Genomic DNA, 14,940 nt, shown 5'->3' on the forward strand with positions numbered 1-14,940 from the left:
GGCTCAGCCCTCGCTGGAATACACCGGCTTGCCGGCGAACCAGGTCTTCAGCACCTTGGTTTCGCCCAGTTGCGTCTCCGGCACCTCGAACACGTCGCGGTCGAGGACGATGAAGTCCGCCTGCTTGCCCGGCTCCAGGCTGCCGATCCGGCGCTCCAGGCCGATGGTCCGCGCAGCGTTGCGGGTGTAGGCGTAGAACATGGTCTGGCGGTCCAGGCGTTCGCCGGCATTGAGCACGCCCTGCGGGCCCTTGCGGGTCACCGCTTGCTGGATGGCCTTCCACGGCGACAGGCTGGACACCGGCCAGTCGCTGGCCCCGGCGATGGTCGCGCCCTTGCTCAGCAGGGAGTGCGCCGGGTACTGGTAGCGGTAGGCGAAGGCGCTGATGTAGGGCTTCATCAGGTCCACCGTGGTTTCGTCGGCGGCGGCCCAGTACAGCTGCATCGAGGCGATCACGCCGAGCGGCCTGAAGCGCTCGAATTCCTTGGGATTGACCAGTTGCAGGTGGGTGATCGAATGGGCGATGCCGCTGTCGCGATCACGCCGCGCCTGCTGCATGCCGTTCAGCGCCTCGCGCACCGCGCGGTCGCCGATGGCGTGGACGTGGACCAGCCAGCCGCGGGCGTCGGCGGCGCTGACCAGTTCGCCGAAGTGCGCCGGGTCGATCAGCAGTTCGCCCGTCTTCCTGCTGTTGCGGTAGGGCTCGAGGAGCGCGGCGGTCTGCGCCGGGTATTCCGGTACGCCGTCGGCGAACACCTTGATTCCCGGCAGGGTCAGGTTGGGGCTGCCGAGGAAGCGCTGGCGCACCTTGTCCAGCACCTCGAGGTCGGTCGGCCGGCTGCGTGGGTTGGCGACCAGGAGGGCGGCGACGTGGGCACTGAGTTCGCCGCCCTTGGCCAGCCGCTGGTAGACCGGTAGCACGCCGACGGTGTTCTCGTCGGGCCTGAGGCTGAACAGGGCATCGCCCGGCGAGCCATTGGCGGCCGGGTCCATCCATGCGGTCAGGCCCAGCGAGTTGCTGTAGCGCACCGCGCTGCGTCCGGCTTCTAGCATCTGTTCCGCGCTCGGCGCCGGCAGTACCGCGAGCACCGCGTCGAGACCGGCATCGGCGAGGAAGCCGTTGGGGGTGGCGTCGGCGTCGTGGCCGATGGTGTTGCGCTGTTCCTCGGGCAGGGCGCGGACCCGCGCGGCGTCGATGCCGGCGCGTTTCAGCATGGCGGCGTTGGCCCAGCCGGTGTGGTGGTCGCTGCCGATGAAGGCCAGCGGCTGGTCGGCCCATTCGCCGTGGTCGAAGCGCGCGCGGAAGTCCTTGACCTGGCTCCAGTAGGCGGTATGCATGCCGCTGACATTGAGCATGTCGCCATGTCGCGCCTTGCCGTTGTCGCGCCAGGCGCGCAGGCGCCGTTCCAGTTCGTCGAGGCCGACCTGTTCGTTGCCCATGTCCGCGCCGGCCAGCTCCAGGCCGCCGAACACCGCGTGCGAATGGGTGTCGATCAGGCCGGGCATCAGGCGCTTGCCGCCGAGATCGACGACCTGGCTGTCGCCATCGGCCAGGGCGCGCAGCCCGGCCTCGTCGCCGACCGCGAGGATCCGCCCGTCCTCTACCGCCAGGGCCTCGGCGAAGGGTTGCTGCGGATTGGCGGTGAAGATCCTGGCGTTGACCACCAGCAGGTCGGCGGCGCCGAGGGCGTGCAGGGGGATGGCCAGGCAGGCGCCGGCGAGGAGGGTGGGAATCCGTTGCTTCATGGTGGTTTCCTTTGCTTCTTGGTCTTGTGTAGCGTGGCCCGGGCAAGGCGAGACTAGCCAAAGCGCCGGCCCGGCAGAACCGGGCGCGGCGCACAACACTTGTGCCGGAACGGAAGGAGTCGATGGACAAATTGAATGCCCTGGCGATGTTCGTCGCCACTGCCGAAACCGGTAGCTTCAGCCGTGGCGCCGAGCGCCTGGGCAAGACGCCCTCGGCGCTGACCAAGGCCGTCGCCCACCTGGAAGCGGAACTCGGTGCCCGCCTGTTCGAGCGCACTACCCGCAGCCTGGCGCTGACCGAGGCCGGGCAGATCTACCTGGAGGCGGCCCGCCAGTCCCTGGAAACACTGCGCACGGCGGGGCAGGAGATCGAACTGCTGGAGTCGGAGTTGCGCGGCGAACTGCGCCTCGCCGCGCCGCCGTCGTTCGCCGCGGCGTTCCTCCAGCAGGCCTGCGCCAGCTTCCTCGAGGCGCATCCGCGGATCAGCCTGCGGGTGGACCTCGACGAAACCTTCCTCGATCTCAGCGAAGGCGGCTACGACCTCGGCCTGCGCGACGGCCCCATCGACCTGCCGGGGCTGGTGGCGCGGCCGCTGGCGCCGAACCAGATCGTGCTTTGCGCCAGCCCCGCCTACCTGGCGCGGCAACCCGCGCCGCAAGGCCCGGAGGACTTCGAGCGGCACGCCTGGCTGGTCTTCCAGCACCCTTCGCTGAACCAGAACTTCTGGTGGATGGAGCGCGACGGCGCCCGCCAGCGTATCGACCAGCCGCGCCCGCGACTGGCCAGCGACAACTACGACTTCCTGCTCGCCCACCTGCTGGCCGGGCTGGGCCTGCAGTTCTGCCCGCAGTGGAGCGTCGCGCCGCTGCTCGGTGAAGGGCGGCTGGTGCGCCTGCTCGGCGACTACCACTTCGACCCGGGGCCGTTCGGGCCCTCCATCCATGTCCTCTATCCGGGGCACCGGCGCAACACGCGGAAGGTCCGCGCGTTCCTCGAGCACCTGCGCGCCAGCTTGCAGCGACAGGGGCTGTGCCATCGGCTGTAACGCTTCGGTTACGAGTGGAACGAATTCGTTCCGATTGCCGGAAAAACCTTTGCTGTCAGGCGTTTGCGCTCTGGTTCGGGAAATGTCCGGCGGGTCTGTAACGAAAGCGTTCCATGGCGGCCCTGTCCGGGTTTCCCCCGCGCCCGGCCACGCCCCGTGGCGACAGGGCCGGGGCCGCTTGGCACCCTGCTTGCTACGGGCAGCCGCAGAACAAAGTCCCGTCCCGACCGGGCGACCCGCTGACAATGAGGATCCAGCATGAGCAAGTTGCGCTTTACCACCGACCACGAATGGCTGCGCCAGGACGACGACGGGCTGCTGACCGTCGGCATCACCGCCTACGCCCAGGACGCCCTCGGTGACGTGGTATTCGTGCAGTTGCCGGAACTCGGCGAACACGCCGCCGGCAGTGAAGTGGCGGTGCTGGAGTCGGTCAAGGCCGCCAGCAACATCCTGATGCCGCTGGACGGCGAGGTGGTGGCGATCAACGACGCGCTGCCGGACGCCCCGGAGCTGGTCAACCAGGATCCGCTCGGCGAGGCCTGGTTCTTCCGTTTCCGTCCGGCCGACGCCGGCGCCTGGGAAAAGCTGCTCGACCAGGCCGCCTACGACCGCCTGCTGAACGCCAACGCCGACGCCTGAGGATCCCGCCATGACTGATAACCTGAACCTCGGCGCCATCGACCTGGGCACCGACGACGAATTCATCGCCCGCCATATCGGCCCGCGTGCCGCCGACACCCAGGCCATGCTCCAGCGCCTGGGCTACGACTCGCTGGACGCGCTGATCGGCAACGTGATCCCCGACAGCATCAAGGGCAGCAGCGTGCTCGACCTGCCGGCCGGCATGGGCGAGGCCGAGGCGCTGGCCAGCCTGAAGGCGATCGCCGCGCGCAATCGCGCGTTGCGTTCCTTCATCGGCCAGGGCTACTACAACTGCCACACCCCGGCACCGATCCTGCGCAACCTCCTGGAGAACCCGGCCTGGTACACCGCCTACACGCCGTACCAGCCGGAAATCTCCCAGGGCCGCCTGGAGGCGCTGCTGAACTTCCAGACCCTGGTCAGCGACCTGTCCGGCCTGCCGATCGCCAACGCCTCGATGCTCGACGAGGCGACCGCCGCCGCCGAGGCCATGACCTTCTGCAAGCGTCTGTCGAAGAACCGCACCAGCCAGGCATTCTTCGCCTCCCGCCATTGCCACCCGCAGACCCTCGACGTGCTGCGCACCCGTGCCGAGCCGCTGGGCATCGAGGTGGTGGTCGGCGACGAGAGCGCCATCGAAGACTTCTCCGCCTACTTCGGCGCGTTGCTGCAATACCCCACCTGCGACGGCGAGATCGTCGACTATCGCGAACTGGTCAGCCGCTTCCATGCGGTCGATGCTCTGGTCGCGGTGGCCGCCGACCTGCTGGCGCTGACCCTGCTGACCCCGCCGGGCGAGTTCGGCGCCGACGTAGCCATCGGCAGCGCCCAGCGCTTCGGCGTGCCGCTCGGCTTCGGCGGCCCGCACGCGGCCTATTTCGCCACCCGCGACGCCTTCAAGCGGGACATGCCGGGACGCCTGGTCGGCGTCTCCATCGACCGCCACGGCAAGCCGGCCTACCGCCTGGCCATGCAGACCCGCGAGCAGCACATCCGCCGCGAGAAAGCCACCAGCAACATCTGCACCGCCCAGGTGCTGCTGGCCAACATCGCCAGCATGTTCGCCGTCTACCACGGCCCGCAGGGCCTGCTGCGCATCGCCCGGCGCACCCACCGGCTGACCGCGATCCTCGCCGCCGGCCTGGAGCGCCTGGGCGTGGCCGTCGAGCAGAAGCACTTCTTCGATACCCTGAGCCTGGCCACCGGCGCGCGTACCGCGGCGATCCATGCCAAGGCCCGCGCCGCCGGGATCAACCTGCGCGAGATCGATGCCGGCCGTCTCGGCCTGTCGCTCGACGAGACCGTCCGCCAGGCCGACGTGGAGACCCTCTGGGGCCTGCTGGCCGAAGAGGGCCAGGCGCTCCCGGACTTCGCCGCCCTTGCCGCCAGCAGCGGGGACCGCCTGCCGGTCGAGCTGCTGCGCCAGTCGGCGATCCTCAGCCACCCGATCTTCAACCGCCATCACTCGGAAACCGAGCTGATGCGCTACCTGCGCAAGCTGGCGGACAAGGACCTGGCGCTGGACCGCACGATGATCCCGCTGGGCTCCTGCACCATGAAGCTGAACGCCGCCAGCGAGATGATCCCGGTGACCTGGGCCGAATTCGGCAACCTGCACCCGTTCGCCCCGGCCGAGCAGAGCGAAGGCTACCGCCAGCTCACCGACGAACTGGAGGCGATGCTCTGTTCCGCCACCGGCTACGACGCCGTGTCGTTGCAGCCCAACGCCGGCTCCCAGGGCGAGTACGCCGGCCTGCTGGCGATCCGTGCCTACCACCAGAGCCGCGGCGACAGCCAGCGCGACATCTGTCTGATCCCGTCCTCCGCCCACGGTACCAACCCGGCTACCGCCAGCATGGTCGGCATGCGCGTGGTGGTGGTGGCCTGCGACGCGCGCGGCAACGTCGACGTCGAGGACCTGCGCAACAAGGCCAGCGAGCACAAGGAACGCCTGGCCGCGCTGATGATCACCTATCCGTCCACCCACGGCGTGTTCGAGGAAGCGATCCGCGAGATCTGCGCCATCGTCCACGACTGTGGCGGCCAGGTGTACATCGACGGCGCCAACATGAACGCCATGGTCGGCCTGTGCGCCCCGGGCAAGTTCGGTGGCGACGTTTCCCACCTGAACCTGCACAAGACCTTCTGCATCCCCCACGGCGGCGGCGGCCCGGGCGTCGGCCCGATCGGCGTGCGCGCGCACCTGGCGCCGTTCCTCCCCGGCCACGCTCGCGGCGAGCGCAAGGAAGGCGCGGTGAGCGCGGCGCCGTACGGCAGCGCGAGCATCCTGCCGATCACCTGGATGTACATCCGCATGATGGGCGGCGAAGGCCTCAAGCGCGCCTCGGAAATGGCCATCCTCAATGCCAACTACATCGCCCATCGCCTGGAGGAGCACTACCCGGTGCTCTACGCCGGCGGCAACGGCCTGGTCGCCCACGAATGCATCCTCGACCTGCGTCCGCTCAAGGACAGCAGCGGGATCAGCGTCGACGACGTGGCCAAGCGCCTGATGGACTTCGGCTTCCATGCGCCGACCATGTCCTTCCCGGTGGCCGGCACGCTGATGATCGAGCCCACCGAGAGCGAGTCGAAGGCCGAGCTGGATCGTTTCTGCGACGCGATGATCCGCATCCGCGAGGAAATCCGCGCGGTGGAACGCGGCGAGCTGGACAAGGAAGACAACCCGCTGAAGAACGCGCCGCACACCGCCGCCGAACTGCTGGGCGAATGGAACCACGCCTACAGCCGCGAGCAGGCCGCCTATCCGCTGGCCAGCCTGGTGGAGGCCAAGTACTGGCCGCCGGTGGGCCGCGTCGACAACGTCTACGGCGACCGCAACCTGACCTGCTCCTGCCCGCCGATCGAGGCGTACAGCGAGGAGTGACGGACGAGGAGGGCGCCGCCAGCGGCGGCGTCCTCGCGTTTCCGGCGATACCCCTTTCCCGGCGCCGCGCTTGCGTAGCGGCACCGCGGCCACGCTCGCGCCAGCGAGCGTCCTGACACCGACACGACAAGAGGCCAGCGCCATGTTCAGCAAGCACGACCAGCTCCAGGGCTACGACGACGAACTGCTCGCCGCGATGGACGCCGAAGACCGGCGGCAGGAAGACCACATCGAACTGATCGCCTCGGAGAACTACGCCAGCAAGCGGGTCATGCAGGCGCAGGGCAGCGGCCTGACCAACAAGTATGCCGAGGGCTATCCGGGCAAGCGCTACTACGGCGGCTGCGAACACGTCGACAAGGTCGAGCGGCTGGCCATCGACCGCGCCAGGCAACTGTTCGGCGCCGCCTACGCCAACGTCCAGCCGCACTCCGGTTCCTCGGCCAACGCCGCGGTGTACCTGGCGCTGCTCAACGCCGGCGACACCATCCTCGGCATGAGCCTGGCCCACGGCGGCCATCTCACCCACGGCGCCAAGGTGTCCTCCTCCGGCAAGCTGTACAACGCCGTGCAGTACGGCCTGGACACCGCTACCGGGCTGATCGACTACGACGAAGTCGAGCGCCTGGCCGTGGAGCATAAGCCGAAGATGATCGTCGCCGGCTTCTCCGCCTACTCCAAGACCCTCGACTTCCCGCGCTTCCGCGCCATCGCCGACAAGGTCGGCGCGCTGCTATTCGTCGACATGGCCCACGTCGCCGGGCTGGTCGCCGCCGGCCTCTACCCGAACCCGATCCCCTTCGCCGACGTGGTCACCACCACCACCCACAAGACCCTGCGCGGCCCGCGCGGCGGCCTGATCCTGGCGCGCGCCAACGAGGAGATCGAGAAGAAGCTCAACTCCGCGGTATTCCCCGGCGCCCAGGGCGGCCCGCTGATGCACGTGATCGCGGCCAAGGCGGTGTGCTTCAAGGAAGCGCTGGAGCCGGGCTTCAAGGACTACCAGGCGCAGGTGATCCGCAACGCCAAGGCGATGGCCGAGGTGTTCATCGGGCGCGGCTACGACGTGGTTTCCGGTGGCACCGACAACCACCTGATGCTGATCAGCCTGGTGCGCCAGGGCCTGACCGGCAAGGAAGCCGACGCCGCCCTCGGCCGGGTCGGCATCACGGTGAACAAGAACGCCGTGCCGAACGATCCGCAGAGCCCGTTCGTCACCTCCGGCATCCGCATCGGCACCCCAGCGGTGACCACTCGCGGTTTCCGCGAGGGCGAGTGCCGCGAACTGGCCGGCTGGATCTGCGACATCCTCGACGATATCGACAATCCCGAGGTCGGCGAACGGGTCAGGGGCCAGGTCGGCGAATTCTGCCGGCACTTCCCGGTCTACGCTGATTGAACAGGAGCGCCGCCATGGTGGCGGCCAATCCGCAAGCGGAGACGAGCATGTCCCTGAGTGTCTTCGATCTGTTCAAGATCGGCATCGGGCCGTCCAGCTCCCACACCGTGGGGCCGATGCGTGCCGCCGCGCGCTTTGCCGAGGGGCTGAGGCGCGAGGGGTTGCTGGAGGCCACTGCCAGCGTCAAGGTCGAGCTGTACGGCTCGCTCGGCGCCACCGGCAAGGGCCACGGCAGCGACAAGGCGGTACTGCTCGGCCTGGAGGGCGAGCAGCCGGACACGGTGGATACCGCCGCGATTCCCGCTCGGCTCGATGCCATCCGTTCCAGCGGCGAGCTGCGCCTGCTCGGCGAGCGGCCGATCCGCTTCGTCGAGAAGGAACACCTTGCGCTGATCCGCAAGCCGCTGGCCTACCATCCCAATGGCATGATCTTCCGTGCCTTCGACGCCGCCGGCCTGCAGGTCCGCAGCCGCGAGTACTACTCGGTGGGCGGCGGTTTCGTGGTCGACGACGAGGCCGCCGGCCTCGACCGCATCGTCGAGGACCGCACGCCGCTGGCGTTCCCCTTCAAGACCGCGCGGCAACTGCTCGACCATTGCGTCCGCGAAGGCCTGTCGATCAGCCAGTTGATGGCCGAGAACGAGAAGGCCTGGCGCCCCGCCGAGGAAACCCGTGCCGGCCTGCTGCGTATCTGGCAGGTGATGCAGGACTGCGTCGAGGCCGGCTGCCGCAACGAGGGCATCATGCCCGGCGGGCTGAAGGTCAGGCGCCGTGCGGCGGCGCTCCACCGCCAGTTGTGCCAGCGGCCGGAGGCCGGCCTGCGCGATGCCCTCAGCGTGCTCGACTGGGTCAACCTCTACGCCCTGGCGGTGAACGAGGAGAACGCCAGCGGCGGCCGCGTGGTGACCGCGCCGACCAACGGCGCGGCGGGGATCATTCCGGCGGTGCTGCATTACTACGCGCGCTTCATCCCCGGGGCCGACGACGACGGCGTGGTGCGCTTCCTGCTCACCGCGGCGGCGATCGGCATCCTCTACAAGGAAAACGCCTCGATCTCCGGCGCCGAGGTCGGTTGCCAGGGCGAGGTCGGCGTGGCCTGCTCGATGGCTGCCGGGGCGCTCTGCGAAGTGCTCGGCGGTAGCGTGCAGCAGGTCGAGAACGCCGCCGAAATCGGCATGGAGCACAACCTCGGGCTGACCTGCGACCCGGTCGGCGGGCTGGTCCAGGTGCCCTGCATCGAACGCAACGCGATGGCTTCGGTGAAGGCGATCAACGCCGCGCGCATGGCCCTGCGCGGCGACGGCCAGCACTTCATTTCCCTCGACAAGGTCATCCGCACCATGCGCCAGACCGGCGCCGACATGAAAAGCAAATACAAGGAAACCGCGCGCGGCGGCCTCGCCGTGAACATCATCGAATGCTGAACCGCGCCGCTGCGCCGGCGCTTCTTTTTTCTTTCCCGACAATCGATCGCGGCTCTCCGGCAGAAAGGAGGCCGGGATGCCATGGAGTGAAACATGACCGCAGAAACCCTCGCCAAGACGCCCCTGCACGCCCTGCACCTGGAACTGGGGGCGAAGATGGTGCCCTTCGCCGGCTACGACATGCCGGTGCAGTACCCGGCCGGGGTGCTCAAGGAGCACCTGCACACCCGCGAGCAGGCCGGTCTGTTCGATGTCTCGCACATGGGCCAGATCCGCCTGGTGGGCGCCGATGCGGCGCTGGCCCTGGAAAGCCTGGTGCCGGTGGACATCCTCGACCTGCCGGTGGGCCAGCAGCGCTACGCGTTGTTCACCGACGAGCAGGGCGGGATCCTCGACGACCTGATGGTGGCCAACCTCGGCGATTGCCTGCTGCTGGTGGTCAACGCCGCCTGCAAGCACCAGGACCTGGCGCACCTGCGTCGTCACCTGGAAGACCGTTGCAGCGTCGAGCCGCTGTTCGAGGAGCGTGCCTTGCTCGCCCTCCAGGGACCGGCGGCGGTGCGGGTGCTGGAGCGCCTGGCGCCGCAGGTGGCGCAGATGACCTTCATGCAGTTCGCCCGCGTCGAGCTGCTCGGCCAGGACTGCTACGTCAGCCGCTCCGGCTATACCGGTGAAGACGGCTACGAGATCTCCGTGCCCGCCGCCCATGCCGAGGCCCTGGCGCGGCGCCTGCTGGCCGAGCCGGAAGTGGCGCCGATCGGCCTCGGCGCGCGCGACTCGCTGCGCCTGGAAGCCGGCCTGTGCCTCTACGGCCACGACATGGACAGCGCCACCACGCCGGTCGAAGCCAGCCTCGGCTGGGCCATTTCCAAGGCGCGCCGCGCCGACGGCGTGCGCGCCGGCGGCTTCCCCGGCGCCGAGCGGATATTTGCCCAGCAGGCGCAGGGCGTTGCCAGCAAGCGCGTCGGTTTCCTGCCGCAGGGGCGGATGCCGGTGCGCGAGGGCGCCGAGATCGTCGATGCCCAGGGCCGGGCGATCGGCAAGGTCAGCAGCGGCGGTTTCGGTCCGAGTCTCAACGCGCCGCTGGCCATGGGCTACGTGCCGAGCGAGCTGGCCGGCCTGGGCAGCGAGGTGACGGCGATGGTGCGCGGCAAGCCGGTGACCCTGGTGGTCAGCAAGATGCCCTTCGTGGCGCAGCGCTACTACCGCGGTTGAGCACTGGCCCTCTCTCGCCTCGGCGGGAGAGGGCGGCGACCGGCCTCACGGGTGTTTCGGCCGCTGCCGTTGCAGGCCCAGCTTCTTGGCCCGGTGGAATACCGCTGCGCGGGTCTTGCCGGTCTGCTGCGCACACCATAGCGAGCCGCGCTGCTGGTAGTGCTGGCGCAACAGATCTTCCTCGGACTTGCTCCAGATCGCATTGTTGCGGTCGCGCCCGCTGTGCGGGGAAAGCTCCTCGGCCTTGCTGGCGACACTCTGGTAGCTGCGGCCGAGCATGTAGGCGCACCAGGCCAGGCTGCGCTTGCTGCCGTGGCGGCGGATGAACTCGACTTCTTCGCTGGACCAGGCGGCCGGTGCCTTCGGCGGCGCCTTGCGGTCCAGCGAGCGGGCGAGGGCGGCGCGGGCGCGCGCCACCGCCTGGTCGCCGGGATTGTTGCGGCGGGTCACGCCGAGGGCGCGGCGCCAGCGCCCCACCAGGCTCGGACTGAAACCCCACCAGAACTGCACCGACTCGGCGCATTCGGTACGTACCGCGCGCAGCAGGTCGCCGCAGAGAATCGGCGAAGGGCGGCCGCTGCGCTTGCGCGTCGGCCAGCGGAACAGGCCGTCGGTGAAGCCGCCGACCTCCACGGCGCCTTCCAGCTCGTCGACCAGCCAGTCGCCGGGGATCACCAGTGGGCTGGTGTAGGGCGCGCCGAGCAGCAGGTGGTTGATGGTAGCGACAGAGGTAGGGGTGTCTGCAGTCATGGGACGATCCTTGCTGATACCGGGCCAGCTGGGCTGGCCATATCCCTGAGAGCGGCGTCGCTGCGGCATGGCGGGCGACGGCGCGTTCGCTTCCCGTGGTTCGGGCGGTCTTCCGGCGGAGGGCGACTGCCTGTCGCGCCTCCTTGGGAACGGGCTGGAAGCCATGCTCATGGGCGGGCTCCACGATAGATGTGCCAGGCCAGCCGGCCGGGACGGGCGGCGATCGCCGCATCCACCTCGATGCGCGGCAGGTCCAGCGGGTCGCAACGGGTATCCACCAGGCCATTGCGCGCGCCGAAGGCGAAGCGGTAGCCAAGCCGACCGAGGGCGGCGCGCAGGCCGGGTTGCGCGGCGGGTGTGGTGCGAGCTTGGCAGAACACCGGTAGGGGGGCGGCGCAATGCTGCTGGAGCTGGCGGTGGGCGCGGCCGAGACAGTCCTCGGCGCAAAGGCCTGCCGATGGGTGCGGCTCCTGTCCGCGCAGGCCGAAGCGAAGCAGGCCGCTGTTTTCCAGGCGGCGGACCCGCTCCCAGTCGCCAGCGCTGTACGGTGCGGGAACCGGGCAGGCCGCGTGCAAGGCCTGCTGCGAGGCCGGGTCGAGGCGTTCCAGCTTGCGCAGGAGGAGGTCGAGGTTGCGGCTGCGACGCTGGTCGTCGCCGGTGCGTTCGAACACCGCCATGAGTGCCGCGCCGCTGTAACCCTCCAGCAGTTCCAGCAAGGGTCCGGCGGCAGTCGCATCGGCCTGCCAGAGCGTCTCGGCCACCGCTTCGCGCCAACTGCGCGGGTCACCGCCGATGAAGGCGCTCGCCGGCATTTCGTAGCGTTCCAGCAGCGGATAGACCAGCTCGGCCAGTTCCGCAGGGTTGCCGTCGACGCTCAGGGCGATCCGCAGGCAGGCTGGAGCGGGGCCTTCGAGCAGGTGTTCCAGGGGAACGCAGAGGAAGTGCCGCTGTAGCCATAGCAACAGGGTTTCCAGGTCCTGACGATCGAGGCAGTGGCCTTGCCGGTGCGGCAGGGTCGCGCGCCGGCGATCCGCGACTACCGGTCCCAGGCGCAGCACGATACCGTTCTGGCGCAGCCGGCGCTGGCCTACGGAGGAGTTCAGGAACGTCATCCCGATCAGGCTTCGCATGGCTTCCCCCGGCTCATCGACGATCCGTCACCGGCGATCGTTCCCTGCGCGCGGCAGGGCTTTCGCCAGCCTGTCCGGAGGCTGTGCCATGGACTCCGGCCCCGGCAGTCGATTCGGTCATGGGCGAGCCTCCTGGGGTAATCCGCACAAACGTTTGCTGCGACCACGCAATGCGTGGCTCGAACCGGGGCTTGGCGAGGCCCCGGCGGTTGTTCGATAAGGACTGCATGGCACCGGATAACGCTACAAAGGATCGATATGATTCTTTTTTGACGCTATCACAGTCGATGGTCGGATTATTGACGCTCTGCCGCTGTTATAAAACCGTCAGGCTATGCGAAAAGGCCTGCCGGCTACGCGTCGAGGCCCGGAATGGCGTGCCTTTGCGGGGGAGATGAGGGCTCCGGTAGGCCTATGCGGATTGGTTATAAGAAATCCGATTTGAATGAGAATTGCCGACGAATGGTCGTTTGCACGGATGTCCGGTGGTTTTTCCCGGCTGCTTAGAACCTTTCGATTGGTTAGGTGTTGCCCAGGGTGCTGCACACAGACTCTCGTCTTCCAGTCAAGAGCCTTGGGATGCAGACTGTTTTTCAAATCATGACAACTTCTTAACGCGCATTGTTATAAAGTTGCGGGCGTTTGCGCCGGCCTGGCCGGTACCTTCGAGTTTTGCCTGGAGTGAAGATGAGAGTCGACCTGGACGCCGAGGGCGTCGCCGCCGAATCGCTGCCGCGTTTCCAGCAGGCGCCCCGGCAGTTGCGCCAGCTGTGGCGATGGGCAGCGGCCAGCGTCGCCTTGGCCGCCGCCTGCGCCGTGCTGGGGTTCTTCATCGGCCTGTTCGCCGCCGACTCGCTCTGGCCGCCGCTGCTGTACAACCTCGGCGCGGCCTGGCTGGTCCTGTTCGCCGGTCTGCACGCGGCCTACCGGGTCGCGGCCTGGCGTTGCGTGGTCCTCGGCGCGGAGGCCAGCGCGCGGCCTGCCTGGCTGCGCTGGCAGCGGGACGAACCCGACGCCACCGCCGACAGCGCCTATGAACGGCTGCTGGAGCGCCTGGGCCAGGCCATCGCCCACGGCCTGGCCCAGCTCGGGCACGCTGCGCTGTGGCTGGCGGCGAGCGCGGCGCTGGCGTTGTGCCTGGTAGCCGCCGGCTGGCGTCTCGACCTGCCGCCGGCCAGTTCCGGGCAAGCGGCCGACCTCGCCATCGGGATCTGCCTGCTGCTGGCCTTCGCGGTGCTGGTGCTGGAACGTCGCTTCGCCAGCCAAGGGCCGGCGCAGTGGCCGGAAGCCCCGGCCCTCGGGCAACTGGCGCGGGCGCTGATCGGTACCCTGGTGCTGGCCGCCCTCTGTCTGTTCCTGGCTCGCCAGGGACACCCCTGGGCCCCGCGTCTGGCGGTACTGCTCGGCCTGTTGCCGGCGGCGCTGGCGCTGGAGTTGCTGGGCAGGGCGATCCTGGCGATGTTCGCGCCGCAGCGTGCCGGCCTCGAACCGCGCCTGGTCGCCACCAGCCTGCTGGCCGACCTGTTGCGCTGGCCGCCGCGTCCCCTGCAGCGTCTGCAGCATGAGTTGCACCAGCGCTTCGGCATCGACCTGCGCCAGGTCTGGGCCTTCGGTTTCATGCGGCGGGCGTTCCTGCCGGTGCTGGCGGTGGTGTCGCTGAGCGGCTGGCTGCTCAGCGGCGTACGCGAGATCGGCATGGATGCACGGGGCGTCTACGAGCGCTTCGGCAAGCCGGTCGCGGTGCTCGGCCCCGGCCTGCACCTGGGGCTGCCCTGGCCGCTGGGGCGGGTGTTGGCGGTGGAGAACGGGGTGGTCCACGAGTTGGCCACCAGCGTCGCCGCCGGCGACGGCGGAGCCGAGCCGCTCGCGCCCGCCGAAGGTCCGGCCCCGGATAGCGCCAACCGCTTGTGGGACGCCTCCCACGTCAGCGAGAAATCGCAGGTCATCGCCAGCCTGGCCGACCGCCGGCAGAGCTTCCAGATCGTCAACATGGACGTGCGCATCGTCTACCGCATCGCTCTCGACGACGCGGCGGCGCTGGCGGCGACCTACCGCAGCGTCGACGTGCCGACGCTGGTGCGCAGCACCGCCAGCCGCGTACTGGTGCATGCCTTCGCCTCGCGGACCCTCGATGAGGTCCTCGGCGAGCAGCGCGCGGGCCTGGCCGAGCAGATCGGCCAGGCCGTGCAGGCCGACCTCGACCGCCTCGGCAGCGGCGTCGAGGTACTGGGCGCGGCGGTCGAGGCGATCCATCCGCCGGCCGGTGCGGCGAACGCCTACCACGCGGTGCAGGCCGCGCAGATCACCGCCCAGGCGCTGATCGCCCGCGAGCGCGGGCAGGCCGCCGCGCAGCGCAACGAGGCGCAACTACAGGCCAGCGTGGCGCACGACCGGGCCAGCGCGCAGGCCCGCGAGACCCTGGCCGCCGCGCAGGCCGCCGACCGGCGTTTCGCCGCGGAGCGGGAAGGCTATGCCGACGCCGGCCAGGCTTTCCTGCTGGAGGCCTACTACCGCCAGCTCGGGCTCGGCCTGGGCAAGGCCAACCTGCTGCTCATCGACCACCGCATCGCCGGCGCCGGCGCGCCGACCATCGACCTGCGCAGCTTCGGCCTCGGCCGCCTGGATTCCCCGTCTTCGTCCCGTCCGTCCGCCGCTCCGGCGTCCGCGGCCGGGCAATCCGCACCATGAGGAGAGCGCT

General features: G+C 69.4%; 10 protein-coding genes. 7 read left to right on the forward strand and 3 right to left on the reverse strand.

Annotated elements, in window-relative coordinates; all coding sequences use genetic code 11:
• Window positions 1–3: 3 nt before the first annotated feature.
• Window positions 4–1,746, reverse strand: coding sequence for an amidohydrolase (locus tag FHW81_RS15860; RefSeq protein ID WP_003105792.1), 1,743 nt, complete (start codon window positions 1,744–1,746; stop codon window positions 4–6).
• A gap of 122 nt (window positions 1,747–1,868) precedes the next feature.
• Between FHW81_RS15860 and FHW81_RS15865 the strand changes: the two genes are divergently transcribed.
• The 6 genes from FHW81_RS15865 (at window position 1,869) to gcvT (ending at window position 10,362) form a co-directional block, all read left to right on the forward strand.
• Window positions 1,869–2,792, forward strand: coding sequence for a LysR family transcriptional regulator (locus FHW81_RS15865; protein ID WP_003089722.1), 924 nt, complete (start codon window positions 1,869–1,871; stop codon window positions 2,790–2,792).
• Between the two features lie 258 nt (window positions 2,793–3,050).
• Window positions 3,051–3,434: a glycine cleavage system protein GcvH gene (gene gcvH / locus FHW81_RS15870; RefSeq protein ID WP_003089718.1), complete on the forward strand. Its 384-nt coding sequence runs from the start codon at window positions 3,051–3,053 to the stop codon at window positions 3,432–3,434.
• A gap of 10 nt (window positions 3,435–3,444) precedes the next feature.
• The gene (gene gcvP / locus FHW81_RS15875) at window positions 3,445–6,324 is read left to right on the forward strand and encodes an aminomethyl-transferring glycine dehydrogenase (protein ID WP_003160368.1); all 2,880 of its coding nucleotides are present in this window, start codon (window positions 3,445–3,447) and stop codon (window positions 6,322–6,324) included.
• 142 nt (window positions 6,325–6,466) lie between these two features.
• Window positions 6,467–7,723 (forward strand): serine hydroxymethyltransferase, encoded by a 1,257-nt coding sequence (glyA, locus tag FHW81_RS15880; protein ID WP_023091292.1) that lies wholly within the window; start codon window positions 6,467–6,469, stop codon window positions 7,721–7,723.
• Window positions 7,724–7,770: 47 nt separating this feature from the next.
• Window positions 7,771–9,147, forward strand: a complete 1,377-nt coding sequence (locus FHW81_RS15885; RefSeq protein ID WP_003112071.1) for an L-serine ammonia-lyase — start codon at window positions 7,771–7,773, stop codon at window positions 9,145–9,147.
• Between the two features lie 93 nt (window positions 9,148–9,240).
• Entirely contained in the window at window positions 9,241–10,362 is a 1,122-nt protein-coding gene (gene gcvT, locus FHW81_RS15890; RefSeq protein ID WP_003122380.1) for a glycine cleavage system aminomethyltransferase GcvT, read from the forward strand.
• A gap of 45 nt (window positions 10,363–10,407) precedes the next feature.
• Here gcvT and FHW81_RS15895 read toward each other — a convergent pair whose 3' ends face one another.
• Both FHW81_RS15895 and FHW81_RS15900 read right to left on the reverse strand, forming a co-directional pair.
• A complete protein-coding gene (locus FHW81_RS15895; RefSeq protein ID WP_003119384.1) occupies window positions 10,408–11,283 on the reverse strand; it encodes a hypothetical protein in 876 nt (291 codons plus the stop codon).
• On the reverse strand, window positions 11,280–12,242 hold the full coding sequence (locus FHW81_RS15900) for a hypothetical protein (protein ID WP_023090543.1): 963 nt from the start codon (window positions 12,240–12,242) through the stop codon (window positions 11,280–11,282). Before FHW81_RS15900 ends, FHW81_RS15895 begins: the two co-directional genes overlap by 4 nt.
• A 687-nt stretch (window positions 12,243–12,929) precedes the next feature.
• On the opposite strand from FHW81_RS15900, the gene hflK reads away from it, so the two are divergent.
• Window positions 12,930–14,930, forward strand: coding sequence for a protease modulator HflK (gene hflK / locus FHW81_RS15905; RefSeq protein WP_058202572.1), 2,001 nt, complete (start codon window positions 12,930–12,932; stop codon window positions 14,928–14,930).
• Window positions 14,931–14,940: the final 10 nt, after the last annotated feature.

Source organism: Pseudomonas sp. RC10-4-2, assembly GCF_050433085.1.
GTDB classification, from domain to species: Bacteria; Pseudomonadota; Gammaproteobacteria; order Pseudomonadales; family Pseudomonadaceae; genus Pseudomonas; species Pseudomonas aeruginosa.